The sequence below is a fragment of the Pseudonocardia sp. genome (assembly GCF_050246655.1).
Taxonomy (GTDB): Bacteria; Actinomycetota; Actinomycetes; order Mycobacteriales; family Pseudonocardiaceae; genus Pseudonocardia.
In genome coordinates this window covers 64,255-81,450 of record NZ_JBFWVQ010000012.1, presented here as the reverse complement: position 1 = coordinate 81,450, position 17,196 = coordinate 64,255, and the positions used below count along the sequence as shown (strand labels likewise).

Sequence of the window (17,196 nt, the reverse complement as noted above, 5' to 3'; positions counted from 1 at the left end):
GTCGGAGGGGTCGGAGGGAGGGCGCAGTGGCCGTCGAGGTGACGAGCAGGGACGCCGTGCTGACCGTCACGCTTGCCCAGCCCGGACGGAAGAACGCGATCGACGCGGAGATGTTCGGCGCGCTGGCGGTCGCGTTCACCGAGGCGGATGCGGATCCGGACGTGCGGGTCGTCGTCGTCACCGGTGCGGACGGCGACTTCAGCTCGGGCGCCGACCTGCTCGCGGCGGGCGGAACGGCCGAGCATCCGCTCCACGCGATGGAGCGCGTCAACCGGGCCGCGACGGCCCTGCACCGCATCCGGGTACCGGTGATCGCGAAGGTGGACGGCGTGGCCGTCGGCGCGGCGATGAACCTCGCCTGGGCTGCGACCTCGTGATCGCCTCTGAGCGCGCGCGGTTCGCGGAGATCTTCCCGAAGCGCGGGCTCTCGGTGGACTTCGGCGGGAGCTGGATCCTGCCGCGGCGGATCGGGCTGCACCGGGCCAAGGAGCTGTGCCTGCTCGGCGACATCGTCGACGCGGCGCAGGCCGAGGAGCTGGGCCTGGTCAACCGGGTGGTGCCGGTGGACATGCTCGACGCCACCGTGGACGCGCTGGCGGCCCGGCTGGCGGCGGGTCCGCCGCTCGCGCTGGCGCAGACGAAGCGCCTGCTCGACGAGTCCGCGTCGATGAGCTTCGACGAGGCGCTGGACCGCGAGGGGCAGGCGCAGGCCGTCAACCTGCTGGGCGCGGACGTCGCCGAGGCCTTCCGGGCGTTCGGGGAGAAGCGCGAACCCCGGTTCACCGGTCGCACGTTGCCCTGATGACCGTACGGTGCGAGCAGAGCCCGACGACCGGGCTGCGCGGGGCGGCTCGCTCGCCGTCCACGAGGTTCGAGTACGACGCTCGAGGAGGAGTGGTGACCGCATGACCCATCTGGTCGTCGTCGGCGCGTCCCTGGCCGGGCTGCGTGCTGTCGAGGCTGCGCGCAGGATCGGGCACGAGGGTCCGGTCACGCTGGTCGGCGCGGAGGAGCACCTCCCCTACGACCGGCCGCCGCTGTCCAAGGCGTACCTGGATCGGTCGGCGGAGCCGCCCGAGTCGGTCATCTTCCGGACCGAGGAGCACCTGCGCGGCGAGCTGGGCGTCGAGCTTCGGCTCGGGTCGCCCGCCACGAGGCTGGACACCGCGTCGCGCACGATCCGCCTCGGCGACGGCGCCACGCTGCCCTACGACGCGCTGGTGATCGCCACCGGTGGGGCGCCGCGCACACTGCCGGGCTCCGAGGGCCTCGCGGGCGTGCACACGCTGCGGACGCTGGACGACGCGCTGGCCGTGCGCGAGGCGTTGGACGCGGGCGCCCGCACCGTGGTCGTGGGGGGCGGGTTCATCGGGTCGGAGGTGGCGTCGGCTGCGCGCAAGCGCGACCTGCCCGCGACGATCCTGGAGGCGCTGCCGGTGCCGCTGGTGCGGTCGGTCGGGGAGGCCACGGGGCACGCCTGCGCTCGGCTGCACGACGCGCACGGGACGGACCTGCGCTGCGGCGTCACCGTCGAGAGCCTCGAGAGCGCGGACGGGCGGGTCACCGGGGTGCGGCTCGCGGGCGGCACCACCGTGCCGGCGGACCTCGTCGTGGTGGGGATCGGCGTCACGCCGTGCACGGGGTGGCTGCGCGGCTCCGGCGTCCCGCTGCACGAGCGCGACGGCGGCGTCGTCACGGACGCGACGCTCAAGGCCCTGGACGGCGTGTACGCAGCGGGTGACGTCGTCCACTTCCCGAACCCGCTGTTCGACGGCGAGCTGATGCGCCTGGAGCACTGGACGACGGCCGCCGAGCAGGGTGCGCTCGCGGCGAAGAACGCGCTGGACCCGGGCAATGCCACGGAGCTCGCGACGGTCCCGTACTTCTGGTCGGACCTCTACGAGAGCCGCATCCAGTTCGTGGGCGTGCCCCGCGGGGACGAGATCCGCGCAGTGAGCGAGGAGCTGGGCGAGGACCGCTTCCTGGCCCTGTACCGCCGCGGGGACCGGGTGGTCGGCGTCATCGGGATCGACCGGCAGCGGCAGATCATGAAGTTCCGGCGGCTGATCCAGCAGCGCGCGAGCTGGGCGGAGGCGCTGGAGTTCGCCGGAGTCCCGCAACCGACGCAGGCACGGCGATGATCGAGCGCACCGAGTTCGTGGACGTCACCGTCGACTCCGGCGTCGCGCACGTCCGGCTGGACCGGCCGAAAGCCGCCAACGCGCTGCACGGCCCGCTGTGGAGCGAGCTGCACGGCGTGCTCCGCGCCGTGGACGCCGAGCCGTCGGCCCGGGTCGTCGTGATCTCGGGCAACGGCCGCCACTTCTGCGGGGGTATCGACGTCGCCTCGCTCGCGGAGCTGCTCGCGGGGCGCGACGAGCACCGTGACCGACACTGCGCCGGGCGCGCGCGGGAGCGGTTGTGGCGGAGCATCCGGGAGCTGCAGGAGGTCTTCACGGCCGTCGAGCGCTGCCGCACGCCGGTGATCGCGGCGGTGCACGGTGCCTGTATCGGCGCGGGGCTCGATCTCGCCGTGGCGTGCGATCTGCGCTACGCCTCGGCGGACGCGAGCTTCGTGCTCAAGGAGATCGACCTGGGGCTCGCGGCGGACGTCGGGGTGCTCCAGCGGCTGCCGCGGATCGTCGGGGAGGGCGTGGCCCGCGAGCTGGCCTACACCGGCCGCCCGGTCGACGGGCGGGAGGCTGCCGCGCTGCGGCTGGCCAACGGCGTCTTCGACACCCCCGACGAGCTCGCGGCGGGGGTGGCCGAGGTGGCCGCGGCGCTCGCGGCGAAGTCGCCGCTCGCGCTGCGGGGCACCAAGCACGCCATCACCTACGCCCGGGACCACTCCGTCGCGGACGGCCTGGAGCAGATCGCGACCTGGAACGCCGCGATGCTGCCCTCGGCGGACCTGGACGAGGCCGTCGCGGCGTTCCGGGAGCGCCGCGCACCGACCTACCCGGACTAGCGCCCGGGACGGGCGGCGGCACGGTCGTCCGTCGATCCGACCGAACCGGAGGTGGCCCGCCGCCGAACGTCGGGCATGAGTACCGACACGATCCGGCCCGCGACCGAGCAGCCCCGGGAACCGGCCATCCCGCCCGGGCCCGCGGTGGTGATCGGAATGCTGGCGCTGGCCGCCGCCCTGGGCGTCGGGCACCTCGTGGCGGGGCTGGTGTCGCCGGCGTCCTCGCCGTTCCTCGCCGTCGGGGACACGGTGATCCGGTTCTCTCCGCAGTGGCTCACCGAGTTCGCCAAGGCCACGTTCGGGCTGGCGGACAAGCCGGTCCTGCTCGCCGGGATCGCGGTGGTGAGCGCGGCGATCGCCGCCGCGGCCGGGCTCGCCTCGCGCCGCCGCGCCGCCGTGGGCCTGGTCGTCGTGGCGGTGCTGGGGGTGCTCGGGCTCGCGGCGGTGGGGTTCGCGCCGGTCTTCGGCCCTCGCGACCTCGCCGCGCCGGTGGCCGCCCTGGCGACGGGGCTCCTGGTGTTCTCCGGACTGCACGCGCTGGCCGTGCGCGCCCACCGCCCGGACGGAACCGACCGCCGTGCCGGTCCGTCGCGACGCGCCGTCCTGGTCGGCTCGTCCTCGGCCGTCGCTCTCGCGGCGCTGGGGGCGGGCGCCGGCGGGCTGACGCGGGCCGGGGTGGACGACTCCCGGCGCCGGGTCACCGCGTGGCTGGCCGGGCCGCGGCTCGCCGAGCGGGCTCCCGGGATCCCTGCGGGAGCGGCCTTCCCCGAGCTCGGCACGCCGACCTTCCTCACATCCAACCGGGACTTCTACCGGATCGACGTGGCGCTGCGGGTGCCCGCACTGCGGGCCGACGACTGGACGCTGCGTGTCCACGGGATGGTGGACAACCCGTTCACGCTGACGTTCGGCGACCTCCTGGCCCGCCCGCTCGTCGAGCGCACCGTCACGATGACCTGCGTGTCCAACCCGGTCGGCGGGAACCTCGTCTCCACGGCGAACTTCGTCGGCGTCGACCTGCGGGACCTGCTGGTCGAGGCGGGCGTGCGGCGCGGCGCCGACCAGATCTCCTCGACCAGCGTCGACGGCTGGTACACCGGGACGCCGACGGAGGTGCTGCTCGAACCCGGTCGCGGTGGCCTGCTGGCGATCGGCATGAACGGCGAGGCCCTCCCGCCCGAGCACGGCTTCCCGGTGCGCATGGTCGTGCCCGGCCTCTACGGCTATGTGTCGGCGACCAAGTGGGTCGTCGACATGGAGGCCACGACCTTCGCCGCCACGCCCGGCTACTGGTCCGAACGCGGATGGGCACCGCGGGCCCCCATCAAGACCCAGGCCCGCATCGATGCTCCTCGCGGGTTCGCCACGGTACCGGCCGGTCGGGTGGTGGTGGCGGGGACCGCCTGGTCCCAGCCCACCGGCGTCGACAGGGTCGAGGTGCGGATGGACGGCGGCCCCTGGCGCGATGCGGTGCTGTCGACCGAGGTGAGCGGTGACACCTGGCGGATGTGGCGCGCCGAGTTCGACCTCGCGCCCGGCGGCCACACGGTGCAGGCCCGTGCCACCGACGGCGACGGCCTCACCCAGACCGAGCGCCGCACCGACCCGATCCCCGACGGCGCGTCCGGCTGGCCGGCCATCCTCTTCACCGCAGCTTGACCCGGGCCGGCCGCGCGCGGACGGCTGAATCCAGCGTCCGAAACGTTATCCGCATCGACGAACCGCACAGATCGGTGTCCGCGAATGCTGGGTGAGCCCGGATATCCGGGACGTTCGACGAAGGAGTTGCAGTGCGCATCAACCGAGTGGCCTTTGCCGGCGCTCTCGCCGCCCTCACCGTGACGCTCGCCGCCTGCGGTGGGACGCAGCAGCCGGGCGGGGGTGCGGCCGCACCCGCCGAGCCGATGAGCCCGACGACCTCCGCGGCGGCCGCGGGCACCGGGGTGACCACCGACGAGGACGTGTTCGGCCCGGCCTGCTCCCAGCTCCCGCAGGGGGACGCGCCCGGATCGCTCGACAGCATGGGTCCGCAGCCGGTGGCCGGCGCGGCGAGCACCAACCCGCTGCTGACCACGCTCGTCACCGCCGTCGGCAAGGTCGACGGGCTGGCCGACACCCTCAACTCCCAGCAGGCGATCACCGTCTTCGCCCCGTACAACGGAGCGTTCGACGAGGTCAGGTCCGCAATGGGGGACCGGGCGTTCAACGACCTGCTGGCCGACCGGACGGAGCTCGGCGGGTTGCTGTCCTACCACGTCGTGCCGCAGCGCTACGACTCCGACGGCCTCGTCGCGGCCGGCACGGTGACCGCGCTCGCCGGCGGGCAGATCAGGATCAGCGGTACCGCCGACGCCCCGACGATCACCGACGGAAAGGGCAACACCGCCTCGGTGCTGTGCGGGAACATTCCCACCTCGAATGCGACCGTATTCGTCATCGACAAGGTTCTCATGCCTGCCGGCTGACCCTCGGGCCGATCTGCGGCAAAGGGTGGCCCCGCCGGGGCGTTCCATTTCTTGGAGACGTTTCGGCGGGCGCCGTCGGCCGGGCGAGGGTGTTCTGCCCCACCCGTGTCCTCCGTCGCGCACGGGGCCGCACCGAGGTGCGCCGTGCGACAGTGACGGGCGTGATCACCGCCTTCGACGAGGTCGTCCGGCTGGGTACGCGCGAGGTGCACGTCTCCGTCAGCGGCACCCGCGGCACCTCCCCGCCGCTGCTGCTGCTCATGGGGCTCGGTGGGAACTCCGGCATGTGGCAGCCGCTGCGGGGGATGCTCGACGCGAGCCGTGTCACCGTCGCCTTCGACGTGCCCGGCACGGGCCGCTCGCCCGCGGGTGCCCTGCCGCTCCTGATGCCGCACCTCGCCCGGCTGGCCCTCGCGGTGCTCGACCACGTCGGCATGGCCCGGGTGGACGTCATGGGGGTGTCGTGGGGTGGGGCGCTGGCCCAGCAGCTCGCGGTCACCGGCCGCCGCCGCGTGCGGCGCCTCGTGCTGGCCAACACGCACTTCGGGATCGGCAGCATGCCCGCATCCCCCGGGGCCATGCGGACGCTGCTGAGCGTCGACCGGTACCACGACCCGGACGCCCTCGCCGACGCCGCCCGGCACTTCGGCGGCAAGGCCGCGCAGATGGGCGCCGGCATGCGGGAACACTCGGCGGCGCGGCTCGCGCACCCGCCGTCGCGGCGTGGCTACCTGTACCAGATGCTCGCGATCAGCACCTGGTCCAGCCTTCCGATGCTGCCCGCCATCCGGAAGGAGACGTTGCTGCTCGCCGGTGGCGACGATCCGGCCGTGCCCGCCGTGAACGCGAAGATCATGAAGAGGATCATGCCGCGCGCCGAGCTGGTGATCGTGCCGGATGGTGGGCACCTGATGCTGTTCGACCAGGCGGCGGAGCTGGCGCCGATCGTCACGGACTTCCTCGACCGTCCTTGACGCCCCCGCGGGCGAGCAGGCCCGCGACCAGCGTGGCGATCATCTCGCGCAGGGCGTCGGGGAAGTGCACCCTCAGCACGGCGAGGTCCGGCTGCTGCGCGTACACGGCGAGCAGGGCGTCGGACGGGCACGCGTGGGTCCAGAGGGCTCCGGTACACAGCGCCGTCGCCGCCGCGAGCCGGCCCGCGGACCAGGCGTCCAGTTCGGGCACGACGACGCGCAGCAGCCCGGCGAGGCGCTCGACGTGGACGAGCGCCCGGCGCTTGTAGCGGGCCGCCACCTCGGGGGAGACGTTGCGCTCCAGCACGGCGGCCGTGGTGCTGATCAGCTCGCAGAGCATCGGGCGGGCGCCGAGGGACGCCGTCAGCGCGGCGGCGAGCGCCTCGGTCCGGGTCGCGACGGGCGCCGCCGCGTCGACCGCGTCCGGGAGCTCCGCGGCGAGCGCGTCCAGCCACTCGCTCCACGCCTGATCCTGCAGCTCCAGGAGGACGGCCTCCCGGGACTCGAAGTAGCGAAGGACGTTCGACTTCGCGAGGCCGACGCGGCGGCTCAGCTCGTTCAGGCTGATCTCGGCGACGGGCATCGTGGCGAGCATCTCCCTGGCGGTGTCGAGGACCGCGCGACGACGTTGCTCGCGTTGATCGTCGCTGCGGGCTCGCTGAAATCCGCACATGCCGGGGATGGTAACGGACCGACGGTCTCTTGCGCTGGAGACCGTCGGTCTCTTATTGTGGACCGCGGTAACAGACCATCGGTTCCTTCGGAGGAAGACGTGTACCAGGTCCCCGATCTCACCGGCCGCCGCGCGGTCGTCACCGGCGCGAACAGCGGCACCGGCCGCGAGGCGGCACAGCGGCTCGCCGCCGCGGGCGCGCACGTCGTGCTCGCCGTCCGCACCCCGGCCAAGGGCGAGGAGGCGGCCGCCGCGATCCGGGCGGCCCGTCCCGGCGCGTCCGTCGAGGTGCAGCGGCTCGATCTCGCCGATCTCGCGTCCGTCCGCGCCTTCGCGCAGGCGCAGCTCACCGGTGGCGCTCCGCTGGACATGCTGCTCAACAACGCCGGCGTGATGGCGCCGCCGAACCGGATGTCCACGGCGGACGGCTTCGAGCTGCAGTTCGGCAGCAACTTCCTCGGCCCGCTCGCGCTGACCGTCCGCCTGCTGCCACTGCTGCAGGCCGCGCCCGCGCCCCGGGTGGTGACGATGTCCAGCGGCGTCGCGCACGTCGGCCGCATCCGCTGGGACGACCTGCAGTCCGAGCGTTCCTACCGGCCGTACCGGGCCTACGCGCAGTCCAAGCTCGCCGACCTGATGATGGCCCGCCACCTCGCCCGCGTCGCCGACGAGCGCGGCTGGGCGCTGCGCAGCATCGCCGCCCACCCCGGCTTCACCCGCACGAACCTCCAGACGGCTGGCCCGGGCCTCGGCGCCACGCGGCCCCCGAGGATGGCGCACGCCGCGCGGGTCGTGCCGTCGCAGGACGTGCGGCAGGGGGCCGAACCGCTCCTGTTCGCCGCTGCCGATCCGGCCGCGGTGCAGGGCGGTTACTACGGGCCCACCGGTCTCCTGGAGCTCGTGGGGCCCAGTGGCCCGGCCCGCGTGACCCGCCGCGCCCGGGACGCCGCCGCGGCGGCCCGACTGTGGGACGTCGCCGAGCAGCTCACCGGCGTCAGCCTGGCGGACGGTCCGCCGCCCGTGACGGTGTCCTGACAGCGGGCGACAGGGTCCCGACAGGATCCGCACGCACTCTCGCCGTGTCTGCGCTGGAACACGAACGAGAGGACCCCTGATGGACACCACGACCCGCCCCCGCTCCACCCGCGCCGCCGCGGTGGCCGCGCTCGCCGTCGGCGCGGCGCTGCTGCTCGGCGGCTGTGGAACGCCCGATCCCGTGGCGGCTGCGGATGCCCCGCCCACGCCCGTGGAGGCCGTCGGCAGGGTGACGGGCACCGCGGCGCTCGTCGCCGTCGTCGCGACCGGTGAGGGGGTCGTCGCCTACGTGTGCGACGGCCCCGCCGCGGAGGCCGAGCGGTTCTTCGGCACCCGCACCGGCGATCGCGCCGTGCTCACCGCCCCGAGCGGCGCGGTGCTCGACCTCGTGCTCGGCGCCGGCCGCGCCACCGGCGCGCTCGTGCGCGACGGCGCCCGCTTCGCGATCGACACCGTCCCCGCCGAGGCGGGCTCGGGGCTCTTCCTCGCCGACGGGGCCGTCGACGGCGGCGTCTACAGCGCCGGCTGGGTCGTCCTGCCCGACGGCACCCAGACGGGTGTCGAGTCGGACGGGCGGAAGCGGCGGGAGGCGAAGCGGCTGGAGAAGCGCCCGGTGGAGCGGCCGACCCGCGAACCGGTGGTCTCCCGTCCGACCCGGATCGTCCCGGACCTCGCGAAGGTCATCGACGCCCGCCAGGTGCGGCCGATCCCCGAGGACCTCGTGCGCGCCAAGCTCTGCACGGCTGACCCCGCGCGGTGCCCGGCCTGACGGCGGATCAGCCGGTGCGGCGCTCCAGCAGGTGCCGGTGGCGTTCCGGCACGAGATCGGCGTAGTCGGGGTGCTTGGCGATCCAGCCCGCCACGTACGGGCAGTACGGCGCCACGGCCAGGCCATCGGCGCGGGCAGCGTCCAGCGCCGCCCGCACGAGCGTGCCGGCCAGCCCGGCGCCCTGGTGGGCGTCGTCGATCTCGGTGTGCAGGAACGCGATCCGGCCCGGTGCGCGCCGGTAGGTCACGAACCCGGCGCGCTCGCCGTCCACGGTGATCTCGTACCGGTTGCGCTTCGGGACGTCCGCGACGGCGGTGCCCGCGGGGCTCACCGCCCGCTCCCCGCGGGAGTGGTGAGCCAGCCCGAGATCCGGGGCAGCAGCCGCGCGTCGATGCCGTGGCCGCCGTCGTGCGGCAGCTCGGTGACGTCCGCGCCGCGGGCGCGCAGCTGCGCCACCAGCGCGCCGGTGTGCGCCGCCGTCGCCATCGGGTCGCGCCTGCCGTTGGAGACCACCACCCGCTTCCCGGTGAGGTCGACCGCGGGCGGCTCGTCCCGGAACGGGACCATCGCGGCGAGCAGCACCGCAGCGGCGAGGGCGTCCGGACGGCGCAGCAGCGTCGCGGAGGCGATGTTCGCCCCGTTGGAGAAGCCGACAGCCGTCCAGCTGCCGGGCGTGACGTCGTAGCGCTGCTCGGCGGCGGCGAGGAACTCCGCCAGCTCGTCCACGCGCAGCCGCAGGTCGTCCTCGTCGAAGACGCCCTCGGCGAGGCGGCGGAAGAACCGGGGCATGCCGTGCTCGGACACGGTGCCCCGCGGCGAGAGCACGGGCGCGCCGGGCGCGAGGTGCTCGCGCAGCGGCAGGAGGTCGTGCTCGTCGCCGCCCGTGCCGTGCAGCAGGAGCAGCGGGTTCCCGCTGCCGGGCAGCCAGACGTGCGGCCGGTCCAGCGGGCTCACTGCGCCACCTCCAGCGCCGGCAACGCCGCCTCGATCTGCTCGCGGCTGGGCTCCAGCCAGGGGGGCAGCTTGAGCGCGCGGCCCAGCTCCAGCAGCGGCTCGTCCACGGTGAAGCCGGGTTCGTCCGTCGCGATCTCGAAGAGCACCCCTCCGGGCTCACGGAAGTAGATCGAGGTGAAGTACTGCCGGTCCCGGATGTCGGTGACGGGCACGCCCAGCTCGAGCAGCTGCTGCCGCCAGGCGGCCTGGGTCGCGCGGTCCGGCACGCGGAAGGCGATGTGGTGCACGGTGCCGCCGGCCTGCAGGCCGTGGCGGCGGACGTCGGCGAGCACGTCCACGGCCGTGCCGTCACCGGCTCCCATCGTGAACCGGGTGCGGTCGCCCTCCTCGGCGGCGAGCTTCATGCCGAGCAGGTCCGCGAGCATCCGCTGGGTGGGTTCGAGCGCCGCCTCCGAGAGCGTGACGGCGTGCAGGCCGCGGACGGCGTGCTCTGCGGGCACGGCTGCCGCGCCGTCCCAGCCTGAGCGCGCATCGCCCGGGGCGGCGACGAGGTCGATGACCAGGCCGTCCGGGTCGCGCAGGGTGAGGACCTCCTCGCCGTCGCGGCTCGCCGGAGCCGCGGCGTCGACGCCCAGCTCGGCGAGGCGCCGCTGCCACCAGCCCAGCGACTCGCCCGGCACCGAGAACGCCGTGGCGGTGGTCAGGCCCGCACCCTGGCGGCCCGCCGGGACGTCCTCCCACGGGAAGAACGTGAGCAGCGTGGACGGGTTGCCCGCGGTGTCGCCGTAGTAGAGGTGGTAGGTGTCGGGGGCGTCGAAGTTCACGGTCTTCTTGACCAGGCGCAGCCCCAGCACCCGGGTGTAGAAGTCGACGTTGCGCTGCGGGTCGCCCGCGATCGCGGTGACGTGGTGCAGGCCGTGCGGTGCGATGGTCGTCATGCGGTCCGTCCTCTCGGATGCGATGTGGTTGAGAACTCAACTACATCGCCGGGCATTCCCCGCTACTGCACGTACCCTTCGACCACCCCGCCCGACCGCTCCTGCGCCTCGTCCGGGTCCAGTCCCGCGCGCCTGCGGGCGTCGCGCTGGCGCAGCAGGTCCCACAGCCGGTCCAGCTCGACGCCGAGGCTGTGCAGCCGCTCCTGCTCGGACTCGCTCAACTGCCGCCCCGTGTGGGAGCGCTCCAGCCGGTGCTCCTCGGCGACCAGCGCATCGATGTGTCGGTGGATCTCCCTGTCGTCCACGTGACCTCCTCGGTTCCGGGCCGATCCGGCCCGACCGTACCTCGGGAGCCCCGGCCCGTCGCCCGGGCGATCAGCGGGTCGGTCCGGCGGCCCGCCCACCGGACGGTGGCGCGTCAGCCGTCGAGCAGCATCGACCGGGCGGCCTGCTGCCACAGCGCGACATGCGGGTCCCGCGCCGGGTCGCGCGGCTGGAGCGCGTAGGTCATCGCCACGCCGCGCATGCTGCTGAGCAGCAGCCTGCGCAGGTCCGGCCACGCCGGACGCCCCGTGAGCTCCGAGCCGTACATGGCGTCCACCACGTCCTCGACGGCCCTGCCCAGCCTGCGCTCCGCGGCGAGCAGCTCCTCGCGCAGCACCTCGTCCGTGCGCGCCGCGGCCCACAGCTCCATCACCGCCCAGAAGTACGGCTGGTGGAACGTCGCCCACAGCAGCTCGGTGGCCCGGTCGATGCGTGGCGCGCCGTGCAGCCGCCCGTCGAGGGAGTCGGCGAGCTGCGCCTCCATCTGCGTCAGGTGCTCGGTGACGAGGTGGTGCGCTGCGGCGATGAGCAGCTCCTCCCGGGACGGGAAGTGGTGCAGCAGGCGGCCCCGCGACACACCCGCCCGGGTCTGGATCGTGACCGTGGTGGCACCCCGGTAGCCTTCCTCGACGAGCGTCCTGACCGCGGCGTCGAGGATCAGTGCCCGGGAGTCGGCACGCCGCTGCACCTGGGTGCGGATGAGCCGCCGCTCCGGTGCCGTCACGGCTGAAGATTACTCCCTGCGGAGCAGGGCACCCGGCGTCGGACCCGTGGCGGCGGGCGTCGGGCGCTAGGGTCGACGGGCATGACGGACCAACGCGACGGGGCGCCACTGCTCACCCTCTCCGAGGCCCGCCACGGATCCGCGGTCGTGCTCACCGCCACCGGGGAGATCGACGTCTCGACGGGGCCCCAGCTGCGGGCCGCCCTGTCCCGGGTCCTCGCGGAGGAGGGGGTCGACGCCGTCGTGGTCGATCTCAGCGCGATCACCTTCATGGGGTCCACCGCGATCGCCGTGCTCGTGGACGCGCACTGGGAGGCTGGACAGGTGGGTCGCTCGTTGCGGCTGGTCGTCGGCGTGTCGCGGGCCGTGATGCGGCCGCTCGAGGCGGCCGGGGTGGCGAGCCTGTTCAGCGAGTACGGCGACGTCGGGACGGCGGTGCGCGGGTAGCCCGGTCACTGCAGGCACGCCGCCGGGGAGGGAGAGGAGCGCAGCGCTCCGAACCAGGACTGCGCCGCCGTGACGGGTCCGCCGAGCACGGGGTCGGTGCGCACCGGGCCCGCGACGCGCTCCGTTCCGTCGAGGACGTAGCGGACGGTGGCGTCCGGGTGCTCGCGCACGATCAGGCGCAGGTCGAGCAGCACCAGCTGCGTGCCCTGCTTCGCGATCGTCCGGTCGAGCGCGGCGTCGTCGCTGCCGAGGTAGCGGACCTCGCCGTCCTGCCAGCCGAAGAGCCGCGCCTCCTCGGGCACCACGAGGTGGTTCCAGTGGCCCGGTTCCGTGCGCAGGTTGGAGAACATCGTGAGCGACCCGCGCGTCTTGAGCCCCAGGTAGGGCGAGGCCACGGAGACCAGCAGCACGGCGAGCGCGACGAGCAGCAGCGGCTGGCGGACGCGCAGCCCGGCCACCGGCCCGGGGGCCCGCAGCCAGTGGTCGCGCAACCGGAAGAGGAGCACGCCGCAGGCTGCTGCCCAGGCCGTGTAGAGGACCAGGTCGAAGCGGCGTGCGGGGCCGGCGAGGACGTCGGGCAGGAGCCACCAGCCGAGCAGCCAGGCCGCCCCGGGGGCCAGCGCGATCCACCACGGCCCGGCGGCGGCTGCCGCCAGGACGCGCCGGGTGCGGGCGGGCGCGGCCGCGCGGGCGAGGACCAGCGCGCGGGCCAGCATCGCGGGCGGCAGGAAGAGCAGGTAGAAGCTCCACGCGAACCCGGAGAACGAGGCGTGACCCGCCCATGCCGACACGAGATGGAAGCCCAGCCCGAGGACGACGGCGCAGGGCCGCGTGCGGTGCGTGAGCAGCAGCAGCGGGACGGCGAGCTCGGCCGCGAGGGTGCCGCCGATCACCAGCGGTACCGCGAACGCCGGGACCGTCACGCCGGGGACGGAGCCGAGCACCCACGCCGCGCAGGTGTGCGCGAGATCGAGGAAGCCCGTGTTGAGCTTTGCGAACGCCGCCGAGGCCCACATCACCAGGAACCCGACGCGCAGGTAGGGGCCGATGCGGTCGTACAGCGCCGCGGGGTCGTACGCGACGGCGGGCCTGCGCCACGCCGTGACCAGCCACCACGGCACCAGGCCCAGGCCCAGCACCGCGACGACCATCTGGTGGTTGGAGAGCTCGGGCAGCCACGTCACGGCCTCGGCGACGAGCAGCGCGAGCAGCAGCATCAGCCGGGCGGGTGCGGAGGGCCGCAGCAGGACGGCGAACGCGCCGAACGCGACGACGGGCCCGAACGACGAGTCCTGCGACGCCGACGTCCACAGGTGGAACAGGGTGCCGATCGCGAACGCGATCGACCAGGCCGTGAAGGCGGAGCCCGCGAACGGCGTGGCCCGCGGCGGGGCAGGGCGGGTGAGGATGCGCAACGGGAGGCGGTCGGTGATCACGCGAGCCTCCGGTGGGGGGAGCGGGAGCAGGGCATGGCGGGGCCTCCTTGCCGGGACGGGGGCGCGCGGGGTGCGCGGCGGCCGGCGTCGTCCCGGTTCGATTCGGGAAAGGGCACGCCCGGGGCGGGCGGGTGTCAGGCGGCGGTGCCGAGGAGGCGCGGCGGGCCGCGGCGGGCGATCGCGCCCGGGGAGTGGCGGGTGGGAACGCGTACGGCACGGGCGGCGGGACGCACGGCCAACCGCTGCGGCCCGCTGTGGGGCGACGCGCCGGAGCAGCGGGCCCACGCGCGGGCCACCCGCGTGCCGACGAAGGAGACGATCTGCTCGGCGAACGAGACGGTCCCGACGATCGCGGCCGCCGCGGCGAGCTGGACGGCGGTCAGCAGGAGGTCGGCCTCGCCGATGCCGTTCGGGGCGTAGTGCAGGGAGCCGTGCGGGACGAGTGCCACGCCGACCTGGGACGCGGGCTGGAGGGCGACGGCCGCGGCGACAACGCGCGACAGGCCCCGGTCGCGCCCGGCCGTCCAGACCCGGACGACGGCGACGAGGGCGGCGACCAGCCCGAGGGTCAGGACGTGCCACAAGGTGGCGCGGGCCGCGAGATCGGCGCCGGTCGTGACGGCGACGGCGAGTGCTGCAGCCATCGGCAGGCGCCGATCCGACCGAATGGTCGGGCTCATGCTCGTCCGCATGGCGCATCAGCATACGGAGGGTCACACGGGCCGGTTTCTCAGGTCAGCCTCACTACGTTCAGTGATCAATACTGGGCGGGTGGCGGGCCTGATCGCCTGTCAGGAGGTGGCCCGCCCGGGTGACTCGGGTGATGGTTGCCGGGCTCCGTTCCCGGCCGCTGGTGGCCCCGTCCCGGTGTCCGGATCACCGGGACGGTGCCGCTCACAGGTTGCGCTGTGCGTAGGCGGCCATCGCGTCACGGACGTAGGCTGCCGTGCCCTCGCCGTGGCGGTCGTAGTGCGCCGCGAACCGCGGGTCGTCGACGTACATCGCGCCGAGGCCGGTGAACGCCTCCGCCGACGGGCATCTGCCCTGCCAGCCGGCGGACACCCACGCGTGGTGGCGCCGGGTGATCTCCTGGACCTCGTCGCCGTCCACGGGCATGCCGGCCGCGTGGGCCGCGCCGTACTCGGCGGCGATCTCGGCCTGCTCGCGCTGGAACGCGGCCTGGTCGGCCTCGCTCATCGAGCGCCACCAGCGGTCGCCGGACTCCCAGGCGTCGCGGCCCCACCGCTGCACGACCTCGTCGCGGTAGCGCGTGTGGTCGAACCCGTCGAACATCTCCTCTGCCATCAGTGCTCTTCCTCCTTCCCGTTTCTCCAGGGTCGTGCGGACCGACGCGATCCGGCGGTCGAGGCGCTCCCGTTCCTGCACCAGCAGGTCCAGGTGGGTGCGCAGGGCGGCCGCGGCGTCCCGCTCGCCGTCGAGGACCTCGGCGATCGTGCTGAGCGGCAGACCCAGCTCGCGCAGCAGCAGGATCCGTTGCAGCCGCACGAGGGCGTCCTCGTCGTAGTAGCGGTAGCCGTTCGAGCCGACCCGGGTGGGCGGCAGCAGGCCGATGTCGTCGTAGTGACGCAGCGTCCTGCTGGTCGTGCCGGCCGCCCGGGCGACCTGCTGGACCGACCACATCCCGTCCTCCCCTCGCGTCGAGAGCCAGGCTAGGAGTTGACGTCACGTCAAGGTCAAGCGCATCCCGGCGATCACCTCTGGCGCACGCGCCGAGTGATCCGTCACGATCTGCGCACGGCATCGACGCCCGGGGGGCAGCGTGGTTGTTCTCGCACAGGCCGACCTGCGGCTGGACACCAGCCCGATCGACTTCGTCTTCGTGGCGCTCTACTTCGCCCTCGCCCTGGGGATCGGTGTGGCGGCCCGCCGCTCGGTGTCCTCCAGCCTGGACTTCCTGCTCTCGGGCCGCGCCCTGCCCGCGTGGGTGACAGGGCTCGCCTTCATCTCGGCCAACCTCGGCGCCATCGAGCTGATCGGGTTCACCGCGAACGGTGCGCAGTACGGCATCCCGACGGTGCACTACTACTGGATCGGCGCCGTGCCGGCGATGGTCTTCCTCGGCATCGTGATGATGCCCTTCTACTACGGCAGCCGGGCCCGCAGCGTGCCGGAGTTCCTGCGGATGCGGTTCAACACCACCACCCAGCGCGTCAACGCCCTGTCGTTCGCCCTGGCCCAGGTCCTGATCGCCGGCGTCAACCTGTACGCACTCGGGCTCGTGCTCGAGGCGCTGCTGGGCTGGTCGCTGCAGGTGGCCATCCCGGTGGCCGCGCTCGTGGTGCTGAGCTACACCTTCCTCGGCGGCCTGTCCGCGGCGATCTACAACGAGGTGCTGCAGTTCTTCGTCATCCTCGCGCTGCTCATCCCGCTGACCGTCGCGGGGCTCGCCCGGGTCGGCGGCTGGAACGGCCTGGTCGAGAAGGTGACGGCCGGGCCGGGCGGCGCCGAGCAGCTGTCGGCGTGGCCCGGGACGGGGCTCACCGAGATCGAGAACCCGTTCCTGTCGGTGCTCGGCATCGTGTTCGGGCTCGGTTTCGTGCTGTCCTTCGGCTACTGGACGACGAACTTCGCCGAGGTGCAGCGCTGCCTGTCCGCGAAGAGCATGTCCGCGGCGCGGCGCACGCCGATCATCGGTGCGTACCCGAAGGCGCTCATCCCCGCGGTCGTCGTGATCCCCGGGATGATCGCCGCGGTGCTCATCCCGTCGATCGCCGCGCTCAAGGCGAACCCGGACGCCCCGAGCGACGTCACCTACAACAACACCCTGTCGCTGCTCATGAACGAGGTGCTGCCCAACGGCGTCCTGGGCGTGGCGCTGGCCGGGCTGCTGGCGGCGTTCATGGCGGGCATGGCCGCCAACGTCAGCTCGCTGAACACGGTGTTCACCTACGACCTCTGGCAGGACTGGATCCGGCCGGGCCGCGAGGACGGCTACTACCTGCGCATCGGCCGGGCCGTGACGGTGATCGGCTGCCTGCTCGCGATCGGCACCGCGTTCCTCGCCGGCAGCTACCAGAACATCATGGACTACATCCAGGCGCTGTTCAGCTTCTTCAACGCCCCGCTGTTCGCGATCTTCATCCTGGGGCTGTTCTGGAAGCGGATGACCGGGCCCGCCGGCTGGACGGGCCTGGTCGCTGGGACGCTCGCGGCCGTCATCGTCGACGTCCTGGTGCGCACGGACGTCCTGCAGCTGTCCAGCCAGGCCGGCAGCTTCGTCGGCGCGAGCGCCGCGTTCATCGTGGGCGTCGCGGTGGGAGCGGCGGTCACGCTCGTCACGCAGCCCAAGCCGGACGCCGAGCTCGTCGGGCTGGTCTGGCAGCTGACGCCGAAGGCCGCCCGCACCCACTCGACGACCGGGGACGACGCGGGCTGGTACCGCTCGCCCAACCTGCTCGGTGCGGGTGTCCTGATCCTCGTCGTCGTGCTGTACCTGCTGGTGCCGTGAACCCGCCGGAGGAGGGGGCC

General features: G+C 73.9%; 18 protein-coding genes and 1 pseudogene. 10 read left to right on the top strand and 9 right to left on the bottom strand.

Annotated features, from left to right (window positions below):
* Positions 1-26: 26 nt before the first annotated feature.
* From AB7J25_RS06930 to AB7J25_RS06905, 6 genes and pseudogenes are all read left to right on the top strand, one after another.
* Positions 27-802: pseudogene (locus tag AB7J25_RS06930) on the top strand (enoyl-CoA hydratase).
* A gap of 103 nt (positions 803-905) precedes the next feature.
* Positions 906-2,141: an NAD(P)/FAD-dependent oxidoreductase gene (locus AB7J25_RS06925; RefSeq protein WP_428506251.1), complete on the top strand. Its 1,236-nt coding sequence runs from the start codon at positions 906-908 to the stop codon at positions 2,139-2,141.
* A complete protein-coding gene (locus AB7J25_RS06920) occupies positions 2,138-2,968 on the top strand; it encodes a crotonase/enoyl-CoA hydratase family protein (protein WP_428506249.1) in 831 nt (276 codons plus the stop codon). The genes AB7J25_RS06925 and AB7J25_RS06920 overlap by 4 nt, the downstream gene beginning before the upstream one ends.
* A 75-nt stretch (positions 2,969-3,043) precedes the next feature.
* Positions 3,044-4,627, top strand: a complete 1,584-nt coding sequence (locus tag AB7J25_RS06915; protein ID WP_428506247.1) for a molybdopterin-dependent oxidoreductase — start codon at positions 3,044-3,046, stop codon at positions 4,625-4,627.
* Between the two features lie 131 nt (positions 4,628-4,758).
* Positions 4,759-5,433, top strand: coding sequence for a fasciclin domain-containing protein (locus AB7J25_RS06910; RefSeq protein WP_428506245.1), 675 nt, complete (start codon positions 4,759-4,761; stop codon positions 5,431-5,433).
* A gap of 161 nt (positions 5,434-5,594) precedes the next feature.
* On the top strand, positions 5,595-6,407 hold the full coding sequence (locus AB7J25_RS06905; protein ID WP_428506243.1) for an alpha/beta fold hydrolase: 813 nt from the start codon (positions 5,595-5,597) through the stop codon (positions 6,405-6,407).
* Here the strand turns inward: AB7J25_RS06905 and AB7J25_RS06900 are convergent.
* Complete coding sequence (locus tag AB7J25_RS06900) at positions 6,382-7,080, bottom strand: TetR family transcriptional regulator (RefSeq protein ID WP_428506241.1); 699 nt, start codon at positions 7,078-7,080, stop codon at positions 6,382-6,384. The genes AB7J25_RS06905 and AB7J25_RS06900 overlap by 26 nt on opposite strands.
* Before the next feature lie 99 nt (positions 7,081-7,179).
* Here AB7J25_RS06900 and AB7J25_RS06895 point away from each other — a divergent pair, with 99 nt between their 5' ends.
* Together AB7J25_RS06895 and AB7J25_RS06890 are read left to right on the top strand one after the other, a co-directional pair.
* Positions 7,180-8,115 carry an SDR family oxidoreductase gene (locus tag AB7J25_RS06895; protein WP_428506239.1) on the top strand — a complete coding sequence of 312 codons (936 nt, stop codon included), beginning with the start codon at positions 7,180-7,182 and terminating at the stop codon, positions 8,113-8,115.
* A gap of 79 nt (positions 8,116-8,194) precedes the next feature.
* The gene (locus AB7J25_RS06890) at positions 8,195-8,884 is read left to right on the top strand and encodes a hypothetical protein (protein WP_428506237.1); all 690 of its coding nucleotides are present in this window, start codon (positions 8,195-8,197) and stop codon (positions 8,882-8,884) included.
* A 7-nt stretch (positions 8,885-8,891) separates the two neighbouring features.
* Here the strand turns inward: AB7J25_RS06890 and AB7J25_RS06885 are convergent, their stop codons facing one another.
* The 5 genes from AB7J25_RS06885 to AB7J25_RS06865 form a co-directional block, all read right to left on the bottom strand.
* The gene (locus tag AB7J25_RS06885) at positions 8,892-9,215 is read right to left on the bottom strand and encodes a GNAT family N-acetyltransferase (protein WP_428506235.1); all 324 of its coding nucleotides are present in this window, start codon (positions 9,213-9,215) and stop codon (positions 8,892-8,894) included.
* Positions 9,212-9,838 (bottom strand): alpha/beta hydrolase, encoded by a 627-nt coding sequence (locus tag AB7J25_RS06880; RefSeq protein ID WP_428506233.1) that lies wholly within the window; start codon positions 9,836-9,838, stop codon positions 9,212-9,214. Before AB7J25_RS06880 ends, AB7J25_RS06885 begins: the two co-directional genes overlap by 4 nt.
* Positions 9,835-10,776: a ring-cleaving dioxygenase gene (locus AB7J25_RS06875; RefSeq protein ID WP_428506231.1), complete on the bottom strand. Its 942-nt coding sequence runs from the start codon at positions 10,774-10,776 to the stop codon at positions 9,835-9,837. The genes AB7J25_RS06880 and AB7J25_RS06875 overlap by 4 nt, the downstream gene beginning before the upstream one ends.
* 62 nt (positions 10,777-10,838) lie before the next feature.
* Entirely contained in the window at positions 10,839-11,081 is a 243-nt protein-coding gene (locus AB7J25_RS06870) for a DUF2630 family protein (RefSeq protein WP_428506229.1), read from the bottom strand.
* A 113-nt stretch (positions 11,082-11,194) separates the two neighbouring features.
* Positions 11,195-11,824: a TetR/AcrR family transcriptional regulator gene (locus AB7J25_RS06865; protein WP_428506227.1), complete on the bottom strand. Its 630-nt coding sequence runs from the start codon at positions 11,822-11,824 to the stop codon at positions 11,195-11,197.
* Between the two features lie 81 nt (positions 11,825-11,905).
* Here AB7J25_RS06865 and AB7J25_RS06860 point away from each other — a divergent pair, with 81 nt between their 5' ends.
* Positions 11,906-12,271: an STAS domain-containing protein gene (locus AB7J25_RS06860; RefSeq protein ID WP_428506225.1), complete on the top strand. Its 366-nt coding sequence runs from the start codon at positions 11,906-11,908 to the stop codon at positions 12,269-12,271.
* 5 nt (positions 12,272-12,276) lie between these two features.
* On the opposite strand, the gene AB7J25_RS06855 is transcribed toward AB7J25_RS06860, so the two are convergent.
* The 3 genes from AB7J25_RS06855 to AB7J25_RS06845 form a co-directional block, all read right to left on the bottom strand.
* A complete protein-coding gene (locus tag AB7J25_RS06855; RefSeq protein WP_428506223.1) occupies positions 12,277-13,707 on the bottom strand; it encodes a hypothetical protein in 1,431 nt (476 codons plus the stop codon).
* A 134-nt stretch (positions 13,708-13,841) separates the two neighbouring features.
* Positions 13,842-14,351, bottom strand: coding sequence for a hypothetical protein (locus AB7J25_RS06850; protein ID WP_428506221.1), 510 nt, complete (start codon positions 14,349-14,351; stop codon positions 13,842-13,844).
* Between the two features lie 250 nt (positions 14,352-14,601).
* Complete coding sequence (locus AB7J25_RS06845; protein ID WP_428506219.1) at positions 14,602-15,348, bottom strand: MerR family transcriptional regulator; 747 nt, start codon at positions 15,346-15,348, stop codon at positions 14,602-14,604.
* A gap of 139 nt (positions 15,349-15,487) precedes the next feature.
* Here AB7J25_RS06845 and AB7J25_RS06840 point away from each other — a divergent pair, with 139 nt between their 5' ends.
* Entirely contained in the window at positions 15,488-17,176 is a 1,689-nt protein-coding gene (locus AB7J25_RS06840) for a sodium:solute symporter family protein (protein ID WP_428506217.1), read from the top strand.
* The last annotated feature ends 20 nt before the right edge of the window (positions 17,177-17,196 follow it).